This is a genomic window from Streptomyces sp. NPDC046915, assembly GCF_040644935.1.
Classification (GTDB): Bacteria; Actinomycetota; Actinomycetes; order Streptomycetales; family Streptomycetaceae; genus Streptomyces.
This window is the reverse complement of record NZ_JBEYXB010000002.1, coordinates 284,065-308,105: the sequence shown is the minus strand read 5'-3', so window position 1 is coordinate 308,105 and position 24,041 is coordinate 284,065. Positions and strand designations below refer to the sequence as shown.

General features: G+C 71.8%; 20 protein-coding genes. 12 read left to right on the top strand and 8 right to left on the bottom strand.

The window, feature by feature from the left end; genetic code table 11:
- The first annotated feature begins 13 nt into the window (after positions 1-13).
- From ABZ915_RS06160 to ABZ915_RS06130, 7 genes are all read left to right on the top strand, one after another.
- Positions 14-541 carry a hypothetical protein gene (locus ABZ915_RS06160; RefSeq protein ID WP_361796605.1) on the top strand — a complete coding sequence of 176 codons (528 nt, stop codon included), beginning with the start codon at positions 14-16 and terminating at the stop codon, positions 539-541.
- 241 nt (positions 542-782) lie between these two features.
- The gene (locus ABZ915_RS06155) at positions 783-1,853 is read left to right on the top strand and encodes a LacI family DNA-binding transcriptional regulator (RefSeq protein ID WP_361796602.1); all 1,071 of its coding nucleotides are present in this window, start codon (positions 783-785) and stop codon (positions 1,851-1,853) included.
- Entirely contained in the window at positions 1,850-3,415 is a 1,566-nt protein-coding gene (locus tag ABZ915_RS06150) for a sugar ABC transporter ATP-binding protein (RefSeq protein WP_361796600.1), read from the top strand. Before ABZ915_RS06155 ends, ABZ915_RS06150 begins: the two co-directional genes overlap by 4 nt.
- A complete protein-coding gene (locus tag ABZ915_RS06145; protein ID WP_361796597.1) occupies positions 3,405-5,354 on the top strand; it encodes a substrate-binding domain-containing protein in 1,950 nt (649 codons plus the stop codon). The genes ABZ915_RS06150 and ABZ915_RS06145 overlap by 11 nt, the downstream gene beginning before the upstream one ends.
- 91 nt (positions 5,355-5,445) lie before the next feature.
- Complete coding sequence (locus ABZ915_RS06140; protein ID WP_361796594.1) at positions 5,446-6,435, top strand: ribokinase; 990 nt, start codon at positions 5,446-5,448, stop codon at positions 6,433-6,435.
- The gene (gene rbsD / locus ABZ915_RS06135) at positions 6,432-6,821 is read left to right on the top strand and encodes a D-ribose pyranase (protein WP_361796591.1); all 390 of its coding nucleotides are present in this window, start codon (positions 6,432-6,434) and stop codon (positions 6,819-6,821) included. The genes ABZ915_RS06140 and rbsD overlap by 4 nt, the downstream gene beginning before the upstream one ends.
- A 314-nt stretch (positions 6,822-7,135) precedes the next feature.
- Positions 7,136-7,591, top strand: coding sequence for a lamin tail domain-containing protein (locus tag ABZ915_RS06130; RefSeq protein WP_361796588.1), 456 nt, complete (start codon positions 7,136-7,138; stop codon positions 7,589-7,591).
- Between the two features lie 85 nt (positions 7,592-7,676).
- Here the strand turns inward: ABZ915_RS06130 and ABZ915_RS06125 are convergent, their stop codons facing one another.
- From ABZ915_RS06125 to ABZ915_RS06115, 3 genes are read right to left on the bottom strand one after another with little or no spacing between them, the layout of a single operon-like run.
- The gene (locus tag ABZ915_RS06125; protein WP_361797710.1) at positions 7,677-8,477 is read right to left on the bottom strand and encodes a sugar phosphate isomerase/epimerase family protein; all 801 of its coding nucleotides are present in this window, start codon (positions 8,475-8,477) and stop codon (positions 7,677-7,679) included.
- A gap of 38 nt (positions 8,478-8,515) precedes the next feature.
- Positions 8,516-9,667 (bottom strand): dihydrodipicolinate synthase family protein, encoded by a 1,152-nt coding sequence (locus ABZ915_RS06120; RefSeq protein WP_361796585.1) that lies wholly within the window; start codon positions 9,665-9,667, stop codon positions 8,516-8,518.
- Complete coding sequence (locus ABZ915_RS06115; RefSeq protein WP_361796582.1) at positions 9,664-10,815, bottom strand: Gfo/Idh/MocA family oxidoreductase; 1,152 nt, start codon at positions 10,813-10,815, stop codon at positions 9,664-9,666. Before ABZ915_RS06115 ends, ABZ915_RS06120 begins: the two co-directional genes overlap by 4 nt.
- A 254-nt stretch (positions 10,816-11,069) precedes the next feature.
- On the opposite strand from ABZ915_RS06115, the gene ABZ915_RS06110 reads away from it, so the two are divergent.
- Both ABZ915_RS06110 and ABZ915_RS06105 read left to right on the top strand, forming a co-directional pair.
- Complete coding sequence (locus ABZ915_RS06110; RefSeq protein ID WP_361796579.1) at positions 11,070-12,116, top strand: LacI family DNA-binding transcriptional regulator; 1,047 nt, start codon at positions 11,070-11,072, stop codon at positions 12,114-12,116.
- A 179-nt stretch (positions 12,117-12,295) separates the two neighbouring features.
- Entirely contained in the window at positions 12,296-13,096 is an 801-nt protein-coding gene (locus tag ABZ915_RS06105) for a sugar phosphate isomerase/epimerase family protein (protein ID WP_361796576.1), read from the top strand.
- 34 nt (positions 13,097-13,130) lie between these two features.
- Here ABZ915_RS06105 and ABZ915_RS06100 read toward each other — a convergent pair whose 3' ends face one another.
- Positions 13,131-14,111 carry a WYL domain-containing protein gene (locus tag ABZ915_RS06100; protein ID WP_361796573.1) on the bottom strand — a complete coding sequence of 327 codons (981 nt, stop codon included), beginning with the start codon at positions 14,109-14,111 and terminating at the stop codon, positions 13,131-13,133.
- Between the two features lie 90 nt (positions 14,112-14,201).
- Here ABZ915_RS06100 and ABZ915_RS06095 point away from each other — a divergent pair, with 90 nt between their 5' ends.
- The 3 genes from ABZ915_RS06095 to ABZ915_RS06085 all read left to right on the top strand — a co-directional run bounded on the left by ABZ915_RS06095 (position 14,202) and on the right by ABZ915_RS06085 (position 17,570).
- A complete protein-coding gene (locus ABZ915_RS06095; protein WP_361796570.1) occupies positions 14,202-14,609 on the top strand; it encodes a DUF3224 domain-containing protein in 408 nt (135 codons plus the stop codon).
- Positions 14,610-14,969: 360 nt separating this feature from the next.
- A complete protein-coding gene (locus ABZ915_RS06090; RefSeq protein WP_361796567.1) occupies positions 14,970-16,823 on the top strand; it encodes a glycoside hydrolase family 3 protein in 1,854 nt (617 codons plus the stop codon).
- Positions 16,824-16,934: 111 nt separating this feature from the next.
- A complete protein-coding gene (locus ABZ915_RS06085) occupies positions 16,935-17,570 on the top strand; it encodes a hypothetical protein (protein WP_361796564.1) in 636 nt (211 codons plus the stop codon).
- Between the two features lie 25 nt (positions 17,571-17,595).
- Here ABZ915_RS06085 and ABZ915_RS06080 read toward each other — a convergent pair whose 3' ends face one another.
- The 4 genes from ABZ915_RS06080 to ABZ915_RS06065 form a co-directional block, all read right to left on the bottom strand.
- Entirely contained in the window at positions 17,596-17,988 is a 393-nt protein-coding gene (locus ABZ915_RS06080) for a hypothetical protein (RefSeq protein ID WP_361796561.1), read from the bottom strand.
- Positions 17,989-18,076: 88 nt separating this feature from the next.
- Positions 18,077-21,817 (bottom strand): ABC transporter ATP-binding protein, encoded by a 3,741-nt coding sequence (locus tag ABZ915_RS06075; RefSeq protein WP_361796558.1) that lies wholly within the window; start codon positions 21,815-21,817, stop codon positions 18,077-18,079.
- Positions 21,818-21,967: 150 nt separating this feature from the next.
- On the bottom strand, positions 21,968-23,044 hold the full coding sequence (locus tag ABZ915_RS06070) for an esterase-like activity of phytase family protein (protein WP_361796555.1): 1,077 nt from the start codon (positions 23,042-23,044) through the stop codon (positions 21,968-21,970).
- Positions 23,045-23,097: 53 nt separating this feature from the next.
- A complete protein-coding gene (locus ABZ915_RS06065; RefSeq protein ID WP_361796552.1) occupies positions 23,098-24,021 on the bottom strand; it encodes a serine hydrolase in 924 nt (307 codons plus the stop codon).
- Between the last annotated feature and the right edge of the window lie 20 nt (positions 24,022-24,041).

Below are 24,041 nucleotides of genomic sequence, written 5' to 3'. Positions count from 1 at the left end.
ACCGTGCGTGCCCATGACAGCAGCCGGCAGCACGGGCGCGGCCGAGGACCCGGTCGAGGCGTTCCACACCCGCGTCGAGGCCGCCGTCGCCGGGACGCCGTACCGCCCGCGCCGGACGGAATGGGGCCTCGAACTGACCGTGGACGTCAACGCCCCGCAGTGGCAGGAGCTGTTGACCCGGCACCGGGTCGACCAGGTGCATACCTACCGCGTCGCGCTGCGCCCGCAGGAGAAGGCCTTCACGATGACGGACGTCGTCCGCACCGTCGAGTACGAGGCCGGCCCGGGCGGAGTACGCCTGGGCAGGACGGTGTCCACCGGCCGGAGCGTGTACGCCACCAGGACCTGGAACCTGGACGGCACCCAGCAGTACAGCTTCTCCTCCGCCGAGGGCCACCGCCTGATCCGGGACGTGGCCCGGGAACTGGGCTGGCGGGAGATCAGGCCCGCGAGCGTCAAGATCGCCATCGGCTTCGGCATCTTCGGCGGGGTGATCGCGCTCGGGACGCTCGTCGCGCTTGCTGCTGTGTTCTGGCTCTAGCGGGCGTGCCGAAGCTCCTTGAGGGCTTCGAGGAAGGCCGTGAAGGCGGGGGCGGTCCCCGTCCGATCGGCAGGTGAGCGCACCCACCCTCCCTCCCCACCCCGGTCACGATTCGATTTCGGCCACCCATCCCCCTTGCTTCCACCCCATGTAATCGTTTCCAATCCTCCGTACGACTTCATGTAAACGATTCCATGAGGTCCATGAGGTCCACAGGAGCCACAAGGAGGTGGAGCCGGCGATGGCGAGCATCAAGGACGTTGCCGCCGAGGCGGGTGTGTCCGTCGCCACGGTGTCGCGGGTGCTGAACGATCACCCGTCGGTCAGCGACGACGCACGCACGCGCGTGATGGCCGCCGTCGAGGCGCTGGGCTACCGCCCGAACGTCGTCGCCCGTTCGCTGCGCACCGACCAGACCCGCACCCTCGGCCTGGTCATCAGCGACGTGATGAACCCGTACTTCACCGAGCTGGCCCGCTCCGTCGAGGAGGAGGCCCGCGCGCTCGGCTACAGCGTCATCATCGGCAACGCCGACGAGCGGCCGGACCTTCAGGACCATCACGTACGGACGCTCCTCGAGCGGCGTATCGACGGCCTGCTCGTCTCCCCCACCGACGGCGGCTCCCCGCTGATGCTGGACGCCGCGCGCGGGGGGACGCCGATGGTCTTCGTGGACCGGTGGATCCCGGGCGTGGACGTGCCCGTCGTACGGGCCGACGGGCAGACGGCCATCCGCGATCTCGTCGCACATCTGCACCGGCTGGGGCACCGGCGGCTCGCGATCATCGCGGGGCCCGCGGCCACCACCACCGGCAGTGAGCGCGTCGAGGCCTTCAGGGCCGCCATGGCCGAGTACGGGCTTCCCCTCCCGGACGCCTACACGGGCCAGGGCGACTTCCAGGCCGAGAGCGGGCGGCGGGTCACCGAAGGGTTCCTGGATCTCCCTCAGCCGCCGGAGGTCGTGTTCGCCGCCGACAACCTGATGGCCCTGGGCGCACTGGACGCGATCCGCGCGCGCGGGCTGCGCGTGCCGGACGACATCGCGCTGGCCGCGTTCGACGACATTCCGTGGTTCGTGCACACCGATCCGCCGGTCACGGCGATCGCCCAGCCGACGGGCGAGCTGGGCCGGGCCGCCGTACGGGCCCTGGTCGACCGCATCGAGGGACGTCCTCCCGCGTCCGCCACCTTCTCCGCCCGTCTCGTCGTACGCCGCTCGTGCGGCGAGGCTCCCTCCTCCCCCATCGAATTCCCTTCCCCCCTTCAGTCCCCCTCTCAGTCCCCCTCCCCAGTGCAAAGGAGCACGTCGTGAGCAACCCGGACGAGTTGCTGCGCATCGAGGGCATACGGAAAACCTTCCCCGGCGTGGTCGCGCTGGACGGCGTCGACTTCGATCTGCGCCGGGGCGAGGTGCACGTGCTGCTCGGTGAGAACGGCGCGGGCAAGAGCACCCTCATCAAGATGCTCTCCGGCGCCTACACCCCCGATGCCGGGCGCATCCTGGTCGGCGGCGAGGAGGTGCGCATCCACGGTGCGCAGGACTCCGAGCGCCTCGGGATCGCCACCATCTACCAGGAGTTCAACCTCGTACCCGATCTGACGGTCGCCGAGAACATCTTCCTGGGGCGCCAGCCGCGCCGCCTGGGCGTCATCGACCGGAAGAGGATGGAGGCCGACGCCGAGGTCCTGCTCTCGCGTGTGGGCGTGAACGTCTCCCCACGCGCGCGTGTCCGTGAACTCGGCATCGCCCGCCTCCAGATGGTCGAGATCGCCAAGGCCCTCAGCCTGGACGCGCGCGTGCTCATCATGGACGAGCCGACCGCCGTGCTCACCTCCGAGGAGGTCGAGAAGCTCTTCGCCATCGTGCGCAGGCTGCGCGAGGACGGGGTCGGGATCGTCTTCATCACCCACCATCTGGAGGAGATCGCCGAGCTCGGCGACCGGGTCACCGTCATCCGTGACGGCAGGTCCGTCGGGCAGGTCCCGGCCGACATGCCCGAGGACGAGCTCGTACGGCTCATGGTGGGGCGGTCCATCGAGCAGCAGTATCCGCGTGAACGGCCCGATCAGGGCGCCGCGTTGCTCGCCGTCGAGGGGCTGACCCGGGACGGTGTCTTCCACGACGTGAGCTTCGAGGTGCGCGCCGGTGAGGTCGTCGGCATCGCGGGGCTGGTCGGCGCGGGCCGTACGGAGGTCGTGCGGGCGGTGTTCGGCGCCGACCCGTACGACCAGGGCTCCGTGCAGGTCGCGGGGGCCGGACTGCGCCGGCACGACGTGGGCGCCGCCATGGCCGCCGGGATCGGGCTCGTGCCCGAGGACCGCAAGGGCCAGGGGCTGGTGCTCGACGCCTCCGTGGCGGAGAACCTCGGCCTGGTGACCATGCGGGCCGCGACCCGGGCCGGGCTGGTCGACCGCAAGGCGCAGCACGCGGCGGCCGAGCGGATCGCCGGGCAGCTGGGGGTGCGGATGGCCGGACTCGAGCAGCACGTACGGACCTTGTCCGGCGGCAACCAGCAGAAGGTCGTCATCGGCAAGTGGCTGCTCGCGAACACCAAGGTGCTGATCCTCGACGAGCCGACGCGCGGCATCGACGTCGGCGCCAAGGTCGAGATCTACCAGCTGATCAATGAGCTGACGGCCGCCGGTGCCGCCGTCCTGATGATCTCCAGCGACCTGCCCGAGGTCCTCGGCATGAGCGACCGGGTGCTGGTGATGGCCCAGGGGCGGATCGCGGGCGAACTCGCGGCCGAGGAGGCCTCCCAGGACGCCGTCATGGCGCTCGCCGTCAGCAACCCCGCTGCCCTCAGCAACCCCACCGCCGACGGTTCCACCACCGACCCCACCACCGAAACGGAGGCCAGCCGTGGCCACTGACACGCTCAAGAGCACAACGGGCGCCGGTGGCGCCACGAGCGGACTGCGTCGTCTGCTCCTCGACAACGGCGCGCTGACCGCGCTGATCGTCCTGGTCATCGCGCTGTCGGCGCTGTCCGGGGACTTCCTGACGACCGCCAACCTGCTGAACGTGGGTGTGCAGGCGGCCGTGACCGCCGTCCTCGCCTTCGGTGTGACCTTCGTGATCGTCTCGGCGGGGATCGACCTGTCGGTCGGGTCGGTGGCGGCGCTGTCGGCCACCGTCCTCGCCTGGAGTGCGACTTCGCACGGCGTGCCGGTGTTCCTGGCGGTCGTGCTGTCCGTCGCCACCGGCATAGCCGCCGGCCTCGTGAACGGCTTCCTGATCGCTTACGGGAAGCTGCCGCCGTTCATCGCGACGCTCGCCATGCTGTCGGTGGCCCGCGGTCTGTCGCTGGTGATCTCCGACGGCTCCCCGATCCCCTTCCCGGGCTCGGTCTCCCACCTCGGCGACACGCTCGGCGGCTGGCTGCCCGTGCCGGTGCTGGTCATGGTGGTCATGGGTCTGATCGCGGCCTTCGTGCTCGGCCGGACGTACATCGGCCGCTCCATGTACGCGATCGGCGGCAACGAGGAGGCCGCCCGTCTCTCCGGCCTGCGCGTCAAGAAGCAGAAGCTCGCGATCTACGCCTTCTCCGGCCTGTTCGCCGCGGTCGCCGGCGTCGTGCTCGCCGCCCGTCTCTCCTCCGCGCAGCCGCAGGCCGCCGACGGCTACGAGCTGGACGCGATCGCCGCGGTCGTGATCGGCGGGGCGTCGCTGGCGGGCGGTACGGGCAAGGCGTCCGGCACCCTGATCGGCGCGCTGATCCTGGCGGTGCTGCGCAACGGCCTGAACCTCCTGAACGTCTCCGCCTTCTGGCAGCAGGTCGTCATCGGTGTCGTCATCGCGCTGGCGGTGCTGCTGGACACGCTGCGGCGCAAGGCCGGGGCGACCCCGGTGGCCGCGGGCACGGGCGGCGACAAGGGCAAGCAGGCGGGGACGTACGCACTCGCGGCGGTCGTGACGGTGGCGCTCGTCGGCGCGACCTCCTTCCTGCACAACGGCTCCTCGGCGACGACCAGCCCGAAGATGGGCCTGTCCCTGTCCACGCTCAACAACCCCTTCTTCGTGCAGATCCGGGCGGGCGCGCAGGCCGAGGCGAAGAAGCTGGGCGTGGACCTGACCGTCACGGACGCCCAGAACGACGCCTCCCAGCAGGCCAACCAGTTGCAGAACTTCACCAGTTCGAGCCTGGGCGCGATCATCGTCAACCCGGTGGACTCGGACGCCGCGAGCAACTCCGTGAAGGCCGCCGACCAGGCGAAGATCCCGGTCATCGCGGTCGACCGGGGCGTCAACAAGGCCTCGGTGGACGCCCTGGTGGCCTCCGACAACGTCGCCGGCGGTGAGCTCGCCGGCCGCACGATCGCCGAGAAGCTCGGCGGCAAGGGCAAGATCGTGATCCTTCAGGGCCAGGCGGGCACCTCCGCCGCCCGGGAGCGGGCGGAAGGATTCGCCAAGGGGCTGAAGGCCTACCCGGGCATCCAGGTGCTGGCCCAGCAGCCCGCCGACTTCGACCGCACCAAGGGGCTCGACGTGATGTCGAACCTGCTCCAGGCCCACCCGGACGTCCAGGGCGTCATCGCCGCCAACGACGAGATGGCCCTCGGTGCCGTGAAGGCGCTGGGTTCCAAGGCCGGCAGGTCGGTCCAGGTCGTCGGCTTCGACGGCACCCCGGACGGCCTGACCGCTGTGAAGAACGGCACGCTGTACGCGTCCGTCGCGCAGCAGCCCAGCCAGCTCGGAAAGATCGCGGTGGACAACGCGCTGCGGGCCGTCCAGGGCAAGAAGGTCGCGGCGACGGTGAAGGTGCCGGTGAAGGTGGTCACGAAGGAGAACGTGGCCGGGTTCAGCGGCTGACCTCCGCGAACGGCTGTCATCCGGCAACGGGTGACAGCCGCCAACGGCTGACATCCGGCAACGGGTGTCTTCTCTCAGGGGAGTTCATTTCATGTACGACTACGACCTCCTGGTCGTGGGATCGGCCAACGCCGACCTGGTGATCGACGTCGAGCGACGCCCCGGCGCCGGCGAGACGGTGCTCGGCGGCGATCTGGCCGTCCACCCGGGCGGCAAGGGCGCCAACCAGGCGGTCGCGGCCGCCCGGCTCGGGGCCCGTACGGCCCTGCTGGCCCGGGTCGGCGACGACGCGCACGGCCGGCTGCTGCTCGACTCGCAGCGGGCGGCCGGGGTGGACACGGTGGGCGTGCTGGTCGGCGGCGCGCCGACCGGGGTCGCGCTGATCACGGTGGACCCGTCCGGGGACAACAGCATCGTGGTCTCACCGGGCGCCAACGGCCGTCTGACGCCCGCGGACGTACGGGCCGCGAGCGGCCTCTTCCGCGCCTCCCGGGTGGTCTCGGCGCAGCTGGAGATCCCGCTGGAGACGGTCGTGGAGGTCGTACGGAACCTGCCCGCGGGCAGCCGCTTCGTCCTCAACCCCTCTCCGCCGCGCCCGCTCCCGCCGGAGGTGCTGGCGGCCTGCGATCCGCTGATCGTGAACGAGCACGAGGCGAGGGTGATCCTGGGCGAGTCGTGTGTGAGCGAGGAGCCGGCGGACTGGGCCCGGCTGCTGCTGGCGAAGGGCCCGCGGTCGGTGGTGGTCACGCTGGGCGCCGAGGGCGCGCTGGTGGCTTCGGCGGAGGGCGTCACGCCGGTCGCGTCGGTGAAGGTGGACGCCGTGGACACCACGGGCGCCGGCGACGCGTTCACCGCGGCGCTGGCCTGGCGGCTGGGGGCGGGGTCCTCCCTCGCCCAGGCGGCGGCCCACGCCGCCCGGGTCGGGGCGGCCGCCGTGACGAAGCGGGGCGCGCAGGAGTCGTTCCCGACGGCGCAGGAGGTCGACGCCCTGTGCCGTGCCCATCCGGGGGACAACCCCCGGACCCCCGGCAGAGGGCCGGCCGGCGCCCCCGGAACAACTGTGCGAGGTGGGTCACTGTGAAGCGGGCGGGCATCCTCAACCGTCACCTCGCCGGCGCGCTCGCCGAGCTGGGGCATGGGCACGGCGTACTCGTGTGCGACGCGGGCATGCCGATACCCGACGGCCCCCGGGTCGTGGACCTGGCCTTCCGCGCCGGTGTGCCGTCCTTCGCCGAGGTGCTGGACGGCCTGCTGGCCGAGCTGGCGGTGGAGGGCGCGACCGCGGCGACGGAGGTACGGGAGGCCAATCCGGCGGCGGCGGCGCTGCTGGACGGGCACTTCCCCGACCTGGCCCTGGTCCCGCACGAGCGGCTGAAGGAACTGTCGGCGGGGGCGCGTCTGGTCGTACGCACGGGAGAGGCCCGGCCGTACGCGAACGTGCTGCTGCGGTGCGGGGTGTTCTTCTGACGGACCCCGTGCCCGCGGGTACGGGAAGCTTCGAGGGGCCCGGTCTCGTCGACCGGGCCCCTCGGCTTTTCCCCTCCGTATCAGAACCCCCGCGATCCCCCCGGATCCCCCACCAGAAGTTCTGACGCCAGGTACGACACCGTAGGGGCGGGGAGGGTTGCACTGCTTCTCAAGATTTTTTTCCGCACCCCCCACCGCAGTGGATCACGTGTGCGATGTGTCAACATGACGGCCGCCCCGGCTCCCGCGCGCCGCAGCGCGCGGCCGGGGCGTGTACATGCACAGGGGAGGGACCCGCTTTGAAGAAGTACTTCGTGTTGACCGCCGCTGCCGCCATGGCCGCCGCCACCATCGCCGCCACCCCGGCCTCCGCCGCCACCGATCCGAAAACCGTTCACTTCGGCGGATGGCAGTACGACAGCCCCGGCAGCGACACCCGCTCCAACACGAGCCTGAACAACGAGTGGATCAACATCCACAACGGCACCTCGGCCGCGGTGCAGCTCAAGGGCTGGTCGGTCGAGGACGTGGCGGGACACCACTACACCCTCCCGTCGTACAAGCTCGGCGCGGGCAAGACGGTCAAGCTGCACACCGGCCGGGGCACCAACACCGCCGGCCACCTGTACTGGGGCAGCGGCAACTACATCTGGAACAACACCCAGGACATGGCGTTCCTGTTCAAGCCCAACGGCTACGACTTCCGGGCCTGCTTCGCCGGCCACGACTTCGGCGACCCCAACCCGTACAACTGCCACAACGAGAGCTGATCGCCGACGTCGAGGGGTCCCCGCTCCGGCGGGGCCCCGCGGCGGCGTCCCACGACGGCCGTCATGCCGTCATGCCGTCATGCCGTCATGCCACGACGTGTTCCACGAACCGCGCCGCGGTCTCGGCCAGCACCTCCCGTCCGTCGCGTGCCCACAACGCGTCGTTGAACAGCTCCACTTCGATGGGCCCGGTGTAGCCGGCCGCCTCCACGTACGCCTTCCACTCCCGCATGTCGATCGCGCCGTCACCGATCTGGCCGCGCCCGTTGAGCACGCCCTCGGGCAGGGGGGTGGTCCAGTCGGCGAGCTGGAAGGTGTGGATACGGCCGCCCGCGCCCGCCCGGGCGATCTGCGCGGGGGCGGTGTCGTCCCACCAGATGTGGTAGGTGTCGACGGTCACGCCGACCTGGTGGGCGGGGAAGCGTTCCGCGAGGTCGAGGGCCTGGGCGAGGGTGGAGACCACGCAGCGGTCCGAGGCGTACATGGGGTGGAGGGGCTCGATGGCCAGCCTCACTCCGTGGTCCTCGGCGTACGGCCCCAGCTCGGCGAGGGCGTCCGCGATGCGCTCGCGGGCGCCGTGCAGGTCCTTGGAGCCGGCGGGCAGGCCCCCGGAGACCAGGACCAGTACCTCGGTGCCGAGGGTCGCGGCCTCGTCGACGGCGCGGCGGTTGTCGGCCAGGGCCGCCGCCCGCTCCTCCGGGTCGATCGCCGTGAGGAAGCCGCCCCGGCACAGGGTCGTGACGGTGAGACCCGCGTCGCGGACCAGTTTCGCCGTCGCCTCCAGGCCGTACGTCTGCACCGGCTCGCGCCACAGGCCGACGTTGGTGACGCCCAGGTCGCGGCAGGCGTCGGCGAGTTCGGGCATCGACAGCTGCTTGACCGTCATCTGGTTGACGGAGAAGCGCTCGAGGCCGTTCGTCGTGCTCACTGGTTCACCCCGTACAGCGACAGCAGGTTCTTCATCCGCTCCTCGGCCAGCTTCGGGTCCGGGAACAGGCCCAGTCCGTCGGCGAGTTCGTAGGCTCGGGCGAAGTGCGGGAGGGAGCGGGCCGACTGGAGGCCGCCGACCATCGTGAAGTGCGTCTGGTGGCCGGCGAGCCAGGCCAGGAAGACGACACCGGTCTTGTAGAAGCGGGTCGGGGTCTGGAAGAGGTGGCGGGACAGCTCCACCGTGGGTTCGAGGAGGGCGCGGAAACCGGCCGTGTTCCCGGTGTCCAGCACCCGTACCGCCTCGGCCGCCAGCGGGCCCAGCGGGTCGAAGATGCCGAGCAGGGCGTGGCTGAAGCCCTTCGCGTCGCCCGCGATCAGCTCGGGGTAGTTGAAGTCGTCGCCGGTGTAGCAGCGCACGCCCTGCGGGAGGCGGCGGCGCAGGTCGATCTCGCGCTGGGCGTCCAGGAGGGAGATCTTGACGCCGTCGACCTTGTCCGGGTGGGCGGCGATGACCTCCAGGAAGGTGTCGGTGGCGGCGTCCAGGTCGGAGGAGCCCCAGTAGCCCTCCAGTGCCGGGTCGAACATCGGGCCGAGCCAGTGCAGGACGACCGGTTCGGCGGACTGGCGCAGGAGGTGGCCGTAGACCTCCAGGTAGTCCTCGGGGCCCCGCGCGGCGGCCGCGAGGGCGCGGGAGGCCATCAGGATGGCCTGCGCGCCGGACTCCTCGGCGAGGGCGAGCTGCTCCTCGTACGCCGTGCGGATCTCCACGAGAGACCCGCCGGTGATCTGGTCGGTGCCGACCCCGCAGGCGATCCGGCCGCCCACGCTCCGGGCCTCCGCGGCGGACCGGCGGATCAGCTCGGCGGCGCCCGCCCAGTCGAGGCCCATCCCGCGCTGGGCGGTGTCCATCGCCTCGGCGACGCCGAGCCCGTGCGACCACAGGTGGCGGCGGAAGGCGAGGGTGGCGTCCCAGTCGACGGCGGCGGGCGAGTCGGGGGACACGTCGGCGTACGGGTCGGCGACGACGTGCGCCGCCGAGAAGACCGTACGGGAGGTGAAGGGGGTGCCGGGGGTGAGGGCGAGCGGCTCGGTGCGCGGCTCGTAGGTCCGCAGGCCCCCCTGGGCGTCGGGCAGTCGGATGGTCACAGCGCGATCTCCGGTACGTCGATACGGCGGCCCTCGGCCGACGACTTCAGGCCCAGCTCGGCGAGCTGGACGCCGCGGGCGCCGGCGAGGAGGTCCCACTGGTAGGGGGCGTCGGCGTAGACGTGCTTGAGGAACAGCTCCCACTGGGCCTTGAAGCCGTTGTCGAACTCGGCGTTGTCCGGGACCTCCTGCCACTGCTCGCGGAAGACCTCGGTGGCGGGGATGTCGGGGTTCCAGACCGGCTTGGGGGTCGCGCTCCTGTGCTGTACGCGGCACTTGCGCAGCCCGGCGACGGCCGACCCCTCCGTACCGTCCACCTGGAACTCCACCAGCTCGTCGCGGCCCACGCGGACCGCCCAGGAGGAGTTGATCTGGGCGATGGCGCCGCCCTCGAGCTCGAAGATGCCGTAGGCGGCGTCGTCGGCGGTGGCGTCGTAGGGCTTGCCGTTCTCGTCCCAGCGCTGCGGGATGTGGGTGGCGGCGAGGGCCTGGACGGACTGCACGCGGCCGAACAGCTCGTGGAGCACGTACTCCCAGTGCGGGAACATGTCGACGACGATGCCGCCGCCGTCCTCGGCGCGGTAGTTCCAGGAGGGGCGCTGGGCGGGCTGCCAGTCGCCCTCGAACACCCAGTAGCCGAACTCTCCGCGGATGGAGAGGATCCGCCCGAAGAACCCGCCGTCGATGAGCCGCTTCAGCTTCAGCAGGCCCGGCAGGAAGATCTTGTCCTGTACGACGCCGTGCTTGATGCCGGCGGCGTGCGCGAGGCGGGCGAGTTCGAGGGCACCGTCGAGGCCGGTGGCGGTGGGCTTCTCGGTGTAGACGTGCTTGCCCGCAGCGATCGCTTTCTTGATCGACTCCTCGCGGGCGGAGGTGACCTGGGAGTCGAAGTAGATGTCCACGTCCGGGTCGGCGAGGACCGCGTCCACGTCCGTGGAGACGTGCTCCAGGCCGTGCCGATCGGCGATCTCCCGCAGGGCGTGTTCACGGCGGCCGATCAGGATGGGCTCCGGCCACAGCACGGTGCCGTCACCGAGGTCGAGTCCGCCCTGCTCACGCAGGGCGAGGATCGACCGGACGAGGTGCTGTCGGTAGCCCATGCGCCCGGTGACGCCGTTCATGGCGATACGCACCGTCTTGCGTGTCACGTCAGTCCCCTTCATGGGCGCCGGGCGCCCGGTAAGCAGTACAGCAAGCAAGTACAGCAAGCGCTTTCTATCCAATGAGAAGCTAGCCTCTGACCGGGGCTCCGGACAAGGCCTGGACCACTCCGAGTTGTTCGAGGGGGCGAACAAACGGGCCCGTTGGCCTTATGGTCTGCTCGGCACTTAACGGAACCGTGTCCGTGGGGTGGCCTGTCTACGAGGACGTACGACGATATGCACGACCGGAGGACGACGAGATGACGGTGACCCTGGCGGACGTGGCGGCCCGCGCCCAGGTCTCGCCCGCGACGGTGTCGCGCGTGCTGAACGGCAACTACCCCGTGGCAGCCTCCACACGGGAGCGGGTGCTACGGGCCGTGGACGAGCTGGACTACGTCCTCAACGGCCCCGCCAGCGCCCTGGCGGCGGCGACCTCCGACCTCGTCGGCATCCTCGTCAACGACATAGCCGACCCCTTCTTCGGCATCATGGCCGGCGCGATCCAGGGGGAGATCGGCGGCCCCGGCGGACGGGCCGGCGGGGAACGGCTGGCCGTCGTCTGCAACACCGGCGGTTCTCCCGAGCGCGAACTGACCTACCTGACCCTGCTCCAGCGGCAGCGCGCCGCAGCCGTGGTGCTCACCGGCGGCGCGGTGGAGGAGGCGCCGCACGCGGCGGCGGTGGCCGCGAAGCTGCGCAAGCTTGACGAGGCCGGGACCCGGGTCGTGCTGTGCGGACGCCCGCCGGCCCCCGACACCCAGGCCGTCGCGCTCACCTTCGACAACCGCGGCGGCGGCCGGCAGCTCACCGAACACCTCATCGGCCTCGGCCACCGCCGGCTCGGCTACATCGCGGGCCCCGAGGAACGCACCACCACCCGGCACCGGCTCGAAGGCCACCGCGAGGCACTGGCCGCGGCCGGCATCGAGGAGGACCCGCGCTGGACGGTGCACGGCCGCTACGACCGGCGCTCCGGCTACGAGGCGACGCTCGAACTGCTGCGCCGCGATCCCTCCCTCACCGCCGTCGTCGCCGCCAACGACTCCGTCGCCCTCGGCGCCTGCGCGGCCCTGCGGGACTCCGGGCTGCGGATCCCCGCCGACGTCTCGGTCGCCGGGTTCGACGACCTGCCGTTCAGCATCGACGCGGTACCCGCCCTCACCACGGTGCGGCTGCCGCTGGCAGAGGCGGGCGCGCGGGCCGGCCGCATCGCCATGGGCCGGGAGGAGCCGCCGCCCGGGGGGATCGCGACGGTTCGGGGAGAGCTGATGGTGCGGGGGTCCACGGCGGTGCCGCGGCGCTGATCGGCCGGTGCGGAGGCGGAATGGTCCCTGCGGTGACGAGCTGGCTGGAGCCGGTGTCCACGACCGCCGCCAAGACCGGGGCGCTGGTGAACGTGTACCGGGCCGCCCCCGCCGAATAAGGGATCGCCGATCTGCGCGGATCAGGTGAGTGACGCGCGGTGCCGGGTAGTGTCCGCCCCATGAAGCTGGCGTTCTCCACCCTCGGTGTCCCCGGCCTGCCCGTACCGGAGGTACTGGCCCTCGCGGCCGAACACGGCTACCACGGCGTCGAGCTGCGCGCGCACCCGGAGGAACCGGTGCACGCGGGCCTCGGTCCCGCCGAACGGGCCGACGTGGCCGCCGCGTTCAAGTCGACCGGCGTCGAGATCCTGGGCCTCGCCGGGTACGCGCGCGTCGCCGCGCCCGGGGCTGACGAGGCCGTGCTCGGCGAGATCCGGCAACTCCTCGAACTCGCCCACGACCTCGGGGCACCCTTCGTACGGGTCTTCCCGGGCGCCGCCCCCGACCAGCCCCGGGCCGACGCGGACGCCACGGCCGCCCGGCGGCTGGGCACCGCCGCCGAGGACGCCGCCGCCCTCGGCGTCCGGATCCTGCTGGAGACCCACGACTCGCACCGCACCGGCGCCGAGGCGATCCGCGTCCTCGGCCCCGTCGGCCACCGCCAGGTCGGCGCGCTCTGGGACGTGATGCACACCTGGCTGGGCGGCGAACAGCCCTCCGAGTCGTACGCGGCGCTCTCCCCGCACCTCGGATACGTCCAGGTCAAGGACATCGCCTCGGCCGAGGACACCACCCCGCTGCCGCTCGGCGCCGGCGTACTGCCGCTCACCGAGTGCGTGGAGGTGCTCTCCCGGCACGGCTGGGACGGCTGGCTGTGCTGGGAGTACGAGAAGCGGTGGTACGAATCCGCCGCCCCGCTCCCCGGACTGCTGGACGCGGGCCGCCAGCACCTCGTACGGCTGCTGAGCGACTCGGCGTAGGGCCCTCATGGGCGGTGAGCGCCCCCGGCCGGGCTCACGCCCGCCCGGCCAAGCCGTAGCGGTCGGCCAACGCGGCCACGGCCTCCGTCATCGCCTGCCGCAGCTCGGGCGGGCCGAGCACCTCCGCCTCCGCGCCGAGCCGCAGCAGGTCGGTGACCGCGACGGCCCGTGTCTCGACCGGCATGTCCACCTCCACCCAGCCCTCGCCGTCCGGCGGCCCGGCACTGTCCAGGGTCTGCCTGCCGAGCGCCCCGAACTGCATCGGCAGCAGACGCTGGGCCCGGGGGGAGATCCGCAGGCGCGCGGTGTCCTGGTGGAGGGCCCGCTCCAGGCGCCGGGAGGACTCCGCCCAGTGGGCGGCCAGGTCGAATCCGGCGGGGCGTTCGAAGGCGCCGGGCGTGACGTCGACGGTCAGGAACCGGGACATCCGGTACGTACGGACGCTCTCCGCGTCCGCCAGCGCCACCAGATACCAATTGCCCCCCTTGAGCACGAGTCCCAAGGGCCGCAGTTCCCGGTGCACCTCCCCGCGCCAGCGCCGGTAGTGCGCGCGCAGCACCCGCTGTTCCCACACCGCTCGGGCGACCGGCTCCAGGTACGGGGCCGGGTCGGCGTCCCGGAACCAGGCCGGCGTGTCGAGGTGGAAGCGTTCCTGGACGCGTCGGGTGCGGTCGGCGAGTTCGGCGGGGAGGGCGGCGCGCAGTTTCAGCTGGGCGGTGGCGAGGACGGCGCCGAGGCCCAGGTCCCGCGCCGGGCCGGGTGCTCCGGCGAGGAAGAGGGCGTCGGCCTCGGCGTCGGTGAGGCCGGTCAGACGGGTGCGGTAGCCGTCCATGAGGCGGTAGCCGCCGGCGGGGCCGCGGTCGGCGCGGACCGGCACGCCCGACGCGCCGAGTGCCTCGATGTCCCGGTAGACCGTGCGGACGGACACCTCCAGCTCCGCGGCGAGTTCGGGCGCGGTCATCCGGCCGCGGTTCTGGAGCAGCAGGAGCAGGGAGAGGAGCCGGTCGGCGCGCATGGCGGCATTCTCGCCGTACCTGACAGAAGGTGTCAGGTACGGCGGCCAGGCTGGGGCACGCACCGCACGGCACCGAGCGAAAGGACCCGCATGCCCACGCACGCCACCGGCCACATCTCCTACGCCGACTGGAAGGAGAACCCGGCCGGCCCGCAGGAGCCCCTCCCGCGGCTCGCCCACGCCTCCGTCGTCAACGCCTTCACCGGCGGCATCGAGGCGGCCCGTACGACCTGCGAGTACACGATCGTCTACACCACCGGGAAGACCGGGACGTTCACCGGCATGGAGCTGCTGGCGGGGCGGCTCGACGGGCGGGAGGGGAGCTTCGTCCTGGAGGAGCGCGGGTCGTTCGAGGCCGACGGTTCGGTGCGCTGTTCCTTCGAGGTGGTGCCGGGGTCGGGCACCGGGGAACTGGCCGGACTGCGCGGCACCGGCACCTTCGTCTACCGGCCCGGCGAGACGCCCTTCCCGTACTCCTTCGACTACGACCTGGACTGACAGCCGGACACACCCGGCCCGGCCGACGGCGCGTCACGGCCGTCCGGGAACGGTACGGGAACCCACCTCGGCCCATCCCCGTCCAACCCGCGAACTGCCGGACCAGCCTCCGCGGTGCGGTGTCGGCCCTCGCTGCTGGCTGCGATCGCTGACCACCCTCTCCGCCGCACCGCGCCCGGCAGCACACCGCCATCGGCGCGCCCCCCTCCAACTGCGCCGATGGCGGCCCCCTTCCGGGGCCATGCCCTGTGGATTCCCTTGACTGGCAGAAACTTCCCGGATATGGGTGACTTCTCGGAAGTTTCCTTCAGGAGACCTCCGGCGGACCTCTCCAGCGGATCCTTTCCGGAAGGAGTGCACGTGCACCACACCGGCACCGGAAGCGCGGAAAGCACGGGAAGCACCGCACGCCCCTCCAGACGTACCGTCCTCGCCGCGACCGCGGGCCTCACCGCCGCCGCGACCGTCAGCGGCACCGCGCACGCCGCACCCGAGGACAGGAAGCCCGACGACAAGAAGCTCCACGCGCTCATCGCCCGCATGACGCTGGCGGAGAAGGTCGGTCAGCTCTTCGTGATGCGGGTGTACGGTCACTCGGCCACCGCCCCCGACCAGGCCGACATCGACGCCAACCTCAAGGAGCTCGGCGTACGGACGGCCGCCGAGCTGATCGCCGAGTACCGGGTCGGCGGCATCATCTACTTCACCTGGGCGCACAACACCCGGGACCCCCATCAGATCGCGGACCTGTCCAACGGCATCCAGCAGGCCTCGCTCGGCCAGGCCCGCGGTCTGCCGGTGCTCATCACCACCGACCAGGAGCACGGCGCCGTGTGCCGCGTCGGCAAGCCCGCGACGCTGTTCCCGGGCGCGATGGCGATCGGTGCCGGCGGCTCCCGCACCGACGCCCGCACCCTCGGCCGGATCTCCGGGGCGGAGCTGCGCGCGCTGGGCATCCGCCAGGACTACTCCCCCGACGCGGACGTGAACGTCAACCCGGCCAACCCGGTCATCGGCGTGCGTTCCTTCGGCGCCGATCCGGAGGCCGTGGCCGACCTGGTGGCGGCCGAGGTGAGGGGGTACCAGGCGGCCGGGGTGGCGACGACCGCCAAGCACTTCCCGGGGCACGGGGACACCGCGGTCGACAGCCACTTCGGCTTCCCGGTGATCACGCACAGCCGTGAGCTGTGGGAGAAGCTGGACGCGGTGCCGTTCCGGGCGGCGATCCGGGCGGGCATCGACTCGGTGATGACCGCGCACATCCAGTTCCCGGCGCTCGACGACTCCGGTGACCCGGCCACCCTGTCCCATCCCGTCCTCACCGGCATCCTGCGCGGGGAACTCGGCTACGACGGGGTCGTGGTCACCGACTCCCTCGGCATGGAAGGGGTCCGCACGAAGTACGGGGACGACCGGGTGCCGGTGCTCGCGCTGAAGGCGGGCGTCGACCAGTTGCTCAATCCGCCGTCCATCGACGTGGCGTGGAAGGCCGTGCTCGCGGCGGTCCAGGCGGGCGAGCTGACCGAAGCGCGGCTGGACGAATCGATCCTGCGGATTCTGCGGCTGAAGGCGAAGCTGGGGCTGCTGGACCACCCGTACGTCAGCACGGAGGGGGTGGACCGGACCGTCGGCACTCCGCGGCATGTGAGAGCGGCCGCCCGCATCGCCGAACGCACCACCACGCTCCTGGTCAACGAGGGCGGACTGCTCCCGCTGTCCCGCCGCACCCACCCCAGGCTGCTGGTGGTGGGCGCCGACCCGGCCTCCCCGTCCGGGACCACGGGCCCGCCCACCGGCGTGCTGGCCGCCGCCCTGACCGAGCTGGGCTTCACGGCCACGGCCCTGTCGACGGGCACGGCCCCCTCGGAGGCGACCGTCACCAAGGCGGTCGCTGCCGCGCGGGACGTGGACGCGGTGGTCGTGGCGACGTACAACGTCACGGCGGGCAGCGGTCAGAAGACTCTGGTGAACCGGCTCGTCGGGACGGGCGGGCCGGTGGTGGCGGTCGCGGTCCGCAACCCGTACGACATCGCCGTCCTCCCTTCCGTCAAGTCGTACCTGGCGACGTACTCCTGGACGGACGTCGAACTGGGCGCCGTCGCCCGGGTGATCGCCGGGCGGGTCCGGCCGCGCGGGAAGCTGCCGGTGCCGGTGCAGCGGGCGGACGATCCGACACAGGTGCTGTATCCCATCGGTCACGGGCTGACGTACTAGACGTACGTCACGCAAGGTGCGTAACGCCCACAAAGGGCGGAAAGCCTCCGATACGCCTGGCGTGGCCCGTCGCCGCGGGTCACGCTGGACGAGGTGTCTGGGGGGATGGCGATGCGCACGAGACGTTTGGTGGGGCTGGTGTGCGGGCTGTGCGCACTGCCCCTGGCCCTGCTGACGGGCTGCCAGAACGCGCCCGGCCCCGTCGCGAGCGGCAGCCCGGCGGGGGCGGCCACGCCCACCCCGACCACCGGTTACGGTGCCCAGTTCCTCGGTGTGGGCGAGTGCAGTTCCTTCGGGACCACCAGCTTCACCGAGGTGCCGTGCGCCGGCGAACGGGCGGCGGCCCGGGTCGTCGCCCGCTACGACGGCACCGCGACCGACGGCCCGTTGTGCCCGCCGACCACCGACTTCGTGCTGCACATCAGCGCCCAGAGCCCGTCCGCCGGCGAGGAGAGCGAGGAGGGCGACGCCAGGATCCCCCCGGGGTACGCCTGCATGCGCAACCTCGAACCCCCGCACCCCGGCGACCCCGGGGGCGGAGGCGGCCCCCGCACCATCCCCGGCGACTGCGTCTACGGCTCCGGCAGCGCCCGGGTCCGCGAGACGTCCTGTGACGGCTCGGGCGGGCACAAACCCCAGTACGAGGTCACCGAGGCGGTACCGGCCCGCGGCCAGTGCCCCGCGTCGACCGCCCTGTACGTCCAGCTCGGCGGCCGGAACCCCGTGGGGTGCGCGCGGCGGGTGTGACCGGGCGGGCTTCAGCCACGGCGGTTCAGCACAGGATCCAGCCCGAGCTCGCCGAGCCGCCGCCCACCGAGCCCTTGATCCACACGCAGCGGTGGCCGGCGTGCACCGTCACCGGGCCCGCCAGGTGGGCGTAGCGGCCGCTGTCGACGACGGGACGGTTGCCGCGGGCCTGCACGCTGACCGACATCGTGCGCTTGGCACCGGCCTTCTTGGGGAGCGTGACCGCGCAGACGTAGCCGTTGCGTTTGTAGATGTGCACGCTGCCGGTGGAGAAGGGCAGGGTCCTCACTTCGCGCCCGGCGCAGGACGTCCCCGTCGCCGCCTGGGCGCTGCCCGGAGCCGCGAGCGCGAACACCCCGGACGCGGCCAGCACGGCCGCGCCGAGCGCCAGGCGCCGGCGTATCGCACCACTGTCCACTGTGGTCCCTCCCGTACATCGGTCATGCACCAGTCATGAACGTACTGATGTACGGACGCACGACGTATGTCGGATGGTTGCACGACCGTCAGCGGGACGCGCCCACCGGCTCCTCCGGCTCCGCCTGACCGATGAAAGTCCGCCACAGTTCGGCGTACCGGCCGTCCCTGGCGAGCAGTTCCTCGTGGGTGCCGTCCTCGGCGACGCGGCCGTGGTCCATCACCACGACCCGGTCGGCGCGGGCCGCGGTGGTCAGGCGGTGGGCGACGACGAGGGTGGTGCGGCGGCCCGTCAGGCGGTCCGTCGCCTGGTTGACCTGGGCTTCCGTGGCGAGGTCGAGGGCCGCGGTGGCCTCGTCGAGGAGCAGGATGTCGGGGTCGACCAGTTCGGCGCGGGCGAGGGCGATGAGCTGGCGCTGGCCCGCCGAGAGGTTGCGGCCGCGTTCGGCGACCTCGTGCAGATAGCCGCCGTCGAGTGTGGCGATCATGTCGTGGGCGCCGACCGCACGGGCCGCGGCCTCCACCTCGGCGTCGGTGGCGTCGGGGCGGCCGTAGGCGATGGCGTCGCGGACGGTGCCCTGGAAGAGGTACGCCTCCTGGGGAACCACCCCGAGGCGGTGGCGGTACGAGGTGAGGTCCAGGGCGCGCAGATCGGTGCCGTCGACCGTCACCCGGCCGGCGGTGGGGTCGTAGAACCGTGCCACCAGCTTCACCAGGGTCGACTTGCCCGCTCCGGTCTCGCCGACGAAGGCGACCGTCTGGCCGGCGGGGATGGCGAGGTCGATGCCGCGGAGAGCCGCCTCTCCCCCGTCGGCGGCGCCGTAGGCGAAGCGCATGTCCTCGAAGGCGATGTCCCCCTGGAGCGAGCGCACCTCCAGCGGCTTCTCGGCGGACCGGGTGGACGTCGGCTCCTGGAGGAGTTCCTGGATGCGGCCCAGCGACACCGTCGCCTGCTGGTAGCCGTCGAAGACCTGGGAGAGCTGCTGGACGGGGGCGAAGAACAGGTCGATGTAGAGCAGGTAGGCGACGAGCGCGCCGGTCGTCAGGGTGGCCGCCTCGATCCGGCCCGCGCCCGCGATCAGCACGGAGGCCGCGGCGACCGAGGACAGCAGCTGGACGAAGGGGAAGTAGACGGATATCAGCCACTGGCCGCGGATACGGGCGCGCCGGTAGCTGTCGCTGCGTTCGGCGAACCGGCGGCCGCCGTCCCGCTCGCGGCGGAAGGCCTGCACGATCCGCAGCCCGGACACCGACTCCTGGAGGTCGGCGTTGACCACCGAGACCCGCTCACGGGCCAGTTCGTAGGCCTTCACGCTCGCCCGGCGGAAGAAGTACGTGGCGACGATCAGCGGGGGCAGGGTCGCGAAGACGACCAGCGCGAGCTGTACGTCGATGACCAGCAGGGCGACCATGATACCGAAGAAGGTGACGACCGAGACGAACGCCGTGACCAGGCCCGTCTGGAGGAAGGTGGACAGGGCGTCGACGTCCGTCGTCATCCGGGTCATGATCCGGCCGGTCAGCTCCCGCTCGTAGTAGTCGAGGCCGAGGCGCTGGAGCTGGGCGAAGATCTTCAGGCGCAGGGAGTACAGGACGCGTTCGCCGGTGCGGCCGGTCATCCGGGTCTCGCCGATCTGCGCGGCCCACTGCACGAGTACGGCGAGCAGGGCGAGCAGCGAGGCCGCCCAGACGGCGCCGAGGGCCGCCCGCGTGACGCCCTGGTCGATGCCGTGCCGGATCAGGACCGGCAGCGCCAGGCCCATGCCGGCGTCCACGGCGACGAGCAGCAGGCTGACGAGGAGGGGCGGGCCGAAGCCGCGCAGCAGCCGTCGCAGGCCGTAGGAGGCCTCCGGGCGGACCGCCCGCGCCTCGTCGATGTCGGGGGTGTCGGTGGCCGGGGGCAGCGCCTCGACCTGGGCGAGGAGCTCCGGGGAGGCCGGGCTTCCGGCGAGTGCGGTGTCCTTGGGCTCGCGGTCGCCGCTCCACAGACGGGGGGTGACGCCTCGCTCGGCGTCGAACTCGGCGTCGAGTTCGTCCCGTACGGAGGTGTCCTCGTCGGGCACGGCGGGCTGGGCGTGGCCCGGGGAGACGCCGCCGAGCTCGTCCGGGTCGGTGAGCAGGCCGCGGTAGAGAGCGGATCGTTCCTGCAGTTCCTCGTGGGTGCCGATGTCGGCGAGGCGGCCGTTGTCGAGGACGGCGATGCGGTCGGCGAGGTTGAGCGTGGAGCGGCGGTGTGCGATGAGCAGGGTCGTCCGGCCGCGCATCACCTGCTTCAGCGCCTCGTGGATCTCGTGCTCGACACGGGCGTCCACGGCGGAGGTGGCGTCGTCCAGGACGAGCAGCCGGGGGTCGGTGAGGATCGCGCGGGCGAGCGCGACGCGCTGGCGCTGGCCGCCGGAGAGGGTGAGGCCGTGCTCGCCGACCTTGGTGTCGTAGCCCTCGGGCAGCTCGGTGATGAACCGGTCGGCCTGGGCGGCGCGGGCGGCGGCCTCGATCTCGTCCTGGGTGGCGTCGGGGCGGCCGTACGCGATGTTGTTGCGGACGCTGTCGGAGAAGAGGAAGGAGTCCTCGGGGACCAGGCCGATCGCGGCCCGCAGCGAGTCGAGGGTCAGCTCGCGCACGTCGTGGCCGCCGATCAGGACGGCGCCGTGGGTGACGTCGTAGAAGCGCGGCAGCAGCAGGGAGACCGTGGACTTGCCGGAGCCGGAGGAGCCGACGAAGGCGAGGGTCTCGCCGGGGCGGATCTCGAAGCTCAGGCCCTGGAGCACCGGGCTGGTGTTGCCGGGGGCGCGGTCATAGCCGAAGGCCACGTCGTCGAACTCGACGGTCGCGGGGGCGTCGGCGGGGAGGGTCTTGGTGCCTTCCTCGATCGAGGGCTCGGTGTCGATCAGCTCCAGTACCCGCTCGGTGCCCGCGCGGGCCTGCTGGCCGACGGTGAGGACCACGGCGAGCATCCGGACCGGGCCGACGAGCTGCGCGAGGTAGGTGGAGAAGGCTACGAAGGTACCGAGCGTGATGTGGCCGCGTACGGCCAGCCAGCCGCCCAGCGCCAGCATGGCGACCTGGCCGAGCGCGGGGACGGCCTGGAGGGCCGGGGTGTACCTGCTGTTCAGCCGGATGGTGCGCAGGCGTCCGGCGAAGAGGCGGCGGCCGACCTCACGGAGCTTTCCGGTCTCCTGCTCCTCCTGCCCGAAGCCTTTCACCACGCGTACGCCGCTGACCGAGCCGTCGACCACGCCCGCTACGGCGGCGGCCTGGGCCTGGGCGTACCAGGTGGCGGGGTGCAGCTTGGAGCGGCTGCGCTTGGCTATCCAGCCGAGCGCGGGGGCGACGGCGAGGGCGACCAGGGTCAGCGGCAGCGACAGCCAGGCCATGATCACCAGTGAGATCAGGAAGAGCAGGACGTTGCCGATGGTCATCGGCAGCATGAAGAGCAGGCCCTGGATCAGCTGGAGGTCGCTGGTGGCCCGGCCGACCACCTGTCCGGTGGACAGCTCGTCCTGGCGGCGGCCGTCGAGGCGGGTGATCGTCTCGTACATCTCGGTCCGCAGGTCGTGCTGGACGTCGAGGGCGAGGCGGCCGCCGTAGTAGCGGCGGACGTAGGTCGAGGCGTAGACGAGGAGGGCGGCCGCGACGAGGGCGCCCGCCCAGGGGGCCATGTGCCGGCTGTGGTCGCCGATCACGTCGTCGATGATCACCTTGGTGACCAGGGGGACCAGCGCCATGACGGCCATGCCGGCGAGCGAGGAGCCGAGAGCGAGGACGACGTCCTTCGGATACCGCCATGCGTATCCGACCAGTCGACGTGCCCATCCCCGTTGCGGTGTCACGCGGTGCCCTCCGTCTTTTCGTCCTGCTCTACCGGAAGGCACCAACGCGAAACGAAGCGGATTTCATCCCTCCGCAACAAAACGCTCCGCTGGTTCGGCCGCTGTCACCGTGCGGATCCGTCGTGGCTGGTCGCGCGGTTCCGCGCGCCCCTAGGGGGTTGTCCTCACCCGCAAGTAGTAGAACCGCGTAGTCTGCGCCGCGTTCTGGTTGTCGTCGCTCACCAGCAGCACCTTCAGTCGGCCGTGCGCCCGGCCCGTGATCGTCATGCCCTCGATGTTGTCGAGGAGGGAGTTCGTCTGGGGCTGCTTGGCGGTGGCGCCCAGGGCCGGGCAGGTGGCGATGTCGGTGAGCAGGGTCTTCTTGATCAGGCGGACGCCTGCCTGACCGGTCAGGTTGTCGATGCCGCTGGTGTCGGTCGCGTGCCGCGGGTCGGCCAGATAGAGGCGGACCGTGTTGCCGACGCCGGAGGTGAAGCCGCGCTCCAGGACCAGCAGGCGGCCGTCCGGGGTCGCCTGGACCTCGGGGACGCCGAGGCCGGAGTCGGTGCGGTAGGCGTACTGGGCGCCGAGCCGGAAGTGGTCGCCCTTCGTCCGTTCCCAGGTCTGGAAGCGGACGATGCCCGCGGTGTCGCCGGAGATCGCGTACTCCATGGACGCCAGCAGGGTGCGGCCGCCGGGCAGGAGGGTCAGGCCTTCGAAGGTCTGGTTCGAGGTGGCGCGGCCGGCCGGGGCGACCAGGAGGGAGGGCGGGACCGGGAGGCGGTCGAGGACATGGCCGTCGCGGGAGTAGCGGCGTACGGACGGCTCGGTCTCGGAGGTGATCAGCAGGGTGGCGGTGGGGGTCCCCCCGCTCGAGCGAAGCCGAGAGTGGGGGAGGTCGATGACCAGGCCCTCGGAGTCGAGGGCGGCGCCGTTCTCGTCGGCGAGCGGGACGACGGCCTTCGGCGCGAGTGTCTTGGCGTCCAGGGAGAACAGGGCCGAGCGGTCGGAGAGGGCGGCGAGGGTGCCGTCGGGGTCCCTGGCCAGCGCGGAGAAGTTGCCGACGACATTGCCCTGGTACGTCGTCTTGTCGAGCGCGTCGGAGAAGCGGTCGATCGAGACGGCGGGCGAACAGGCGTTGGCCCCGGCGGAGTTGGTCTCAGCGGCGTTCGCGGACCCGGCGGCGGACAGACAAGTGGCCGCCGCCAGGCCTGCGGTGAGGGTGGCGAGTACGGTTCTCAGGCGCATGGGCGTCACCGTAGGACGGTCCGGTGACCGGCGGGAGACCGCGTCGTGAAGCGTCAGCCCTGTTCCGGCACCGCCACGAACGCCTCGCGGGGCGTGCTGGTCGGGGTGAAGGTCGCCGTGCCGGCCGCGGTCGGCACCAGGTCCTTGTGGATGGCCTTGGCCACGTTCTGGATGGTGGCGACGCCGTAGTCCATGGTGCTGTTGTCCTGGGTCAGCACGCTGATCATGTAGTCGTGTCCGGCGCCGTTGAAGGTGCCGAGGCTGTGCACCCGCCAGCCGTGCGTGGCGCGTTGCAGCCAGCCGTTCTTGACGTGTACGGAGACAGTGGACGGCGCCCCGGCGGGCGTGCCCCAGCGCTGCGAGGAGATGACCTGGCCCATCAGCTTCAGGATGTACGCGCGGGAGTTGTCGCTCAGCACGGTGTTCTTGGCGGTGACGAGCTTGAGCAGTTTCTGCTCGTCGGTGACGTTCTCCTGGGTCAGGCCCCAGTAGCCGTCGGCGCCCGGCGTGGTCTTGGTCATGCCGGCGGCGGCCAGGAAGCCCTTGATCTTCGTCAGGCCCAGCTGCTTCCACAGCTTGGTGGTCGCGGCGTTGTCCGACTGCGTGATCATGGCCTTGGCGAGCGACTGCTCGGTGCTCGTCAGGTACCGGTTGTGCTTCTTCGCGTCCCACAGCAGCGTGGCGAGCACGGTGACCTTGACGGTGCTGGCCGAGTCGTAGGACGTGGTCGAGCGCAGGGTGCAGGTCGTGTTGGTGGAGCGGTCGTAGAGTCCGACGGCGACGGTGCCCCTGCGGCCGGCGAGGGCCGCCGTGATGTCCTTCTTCAACTTGTCGGCCAGGCCCGCCTTGGCGGACGTGCAGCTGACCGTCGGGGTCGTCGCTGCGGCCGGGGTCGCGGCGACGACACCCGGTATGAGCACCGCGGCGCCGACGGCGGCCGCCAGCACCCGGGCCCTCCTGGTTTTCCTGTGAGTCATGCCCCTGATGACTCACAGAT

What these genes read in the sequence shown, in the direction of transcription:
- ABZ915_RS06160 (WP_361796605.1), top strand. Translation starts at nt 14, where the DNA reads ATGACAGCAGCCGGCAGCACGGGCGCGGCCGAGGACCCGGTCGAGGCG.
- ABZ915_RS06155 (WP_361796602.1), top strand. Translation starts at nt 783, where the DNA reads ATGGCGAGCATCAAGGACGTTGCCGCCGAGGCGGGTGTGTCCGTCGCC.
- ABZ915_RS06140 (WP_361796594.1), top strand. Translation starts at nt 5,446, where the DNA reads ATGTACGACTACGACCTCCTGGTCGTGGGATCGGCCAACGCCGACCTG.
- ABZ915_RS06125 (WP_361797710.1), bottom strand. Translation starts at nt 8,477, where the DNA reads ATGACGGTCAAGCAGCTGTCGATGCCCGAACTCGCCGACGCCTGCCGC.
- ABZ915_RS06110 (WP_361796579.1), top strand. Translation starts at nt 11,070, where the DNA reads ATGACGGTGACCCTGGCGGACGTGGCGGCCCGCGCCCAGGTCTCGCCC.
- ABZ915_RS06105 (WP_361796576.1), top strand. Translation starts at nt 12,296, where the DNA reads ATGAAGCTGGCGTTCTCCACCCTCGGTGTCCCCGGCCTGCCCGTACCG.
- ABZ915_RS06100 (WP_361796573.1), bottom strand. Translation starts at nt 14,111, where the DNA reads ATGCGCGCCGACCGGCTCCTCTCCCTGCTCCTGCTGCTCCAGAACCGC.
- ABZ915_RS06095 (WP_361796570.1), top strand. Translation starts at nt 14,202, where the DNA reads ATGCCCACGCACGCCACCGGCCACATCTCCTACGCCGACTGGAAGGAG.
- ABZ915_RS06085 (WP_361796564.1), top strand. Translation starts at nt 16,935, where the DNA reads ATGCGCACGAGACGTTTGGTGGGGCTGGTGTGCGGGCTGTGCGCACTG.
- ABZ915_RS06070 (WP_361796555.1), bottom strand. Translation starts at nt 23,044, where the DNA reads ATGCGCCTGAGAACCGTACTCGCCACCCTCACCGCAGGCCTGGCGGCG.
- ABZ915_RS06065 (WP_361796552.1), bottom strand. Translation starts at nt 24,021, where the DNA reads ATGACTCACAGGAAAACCAGGAGGGCCCGGGTGCTGGCGGCCGCCGTC.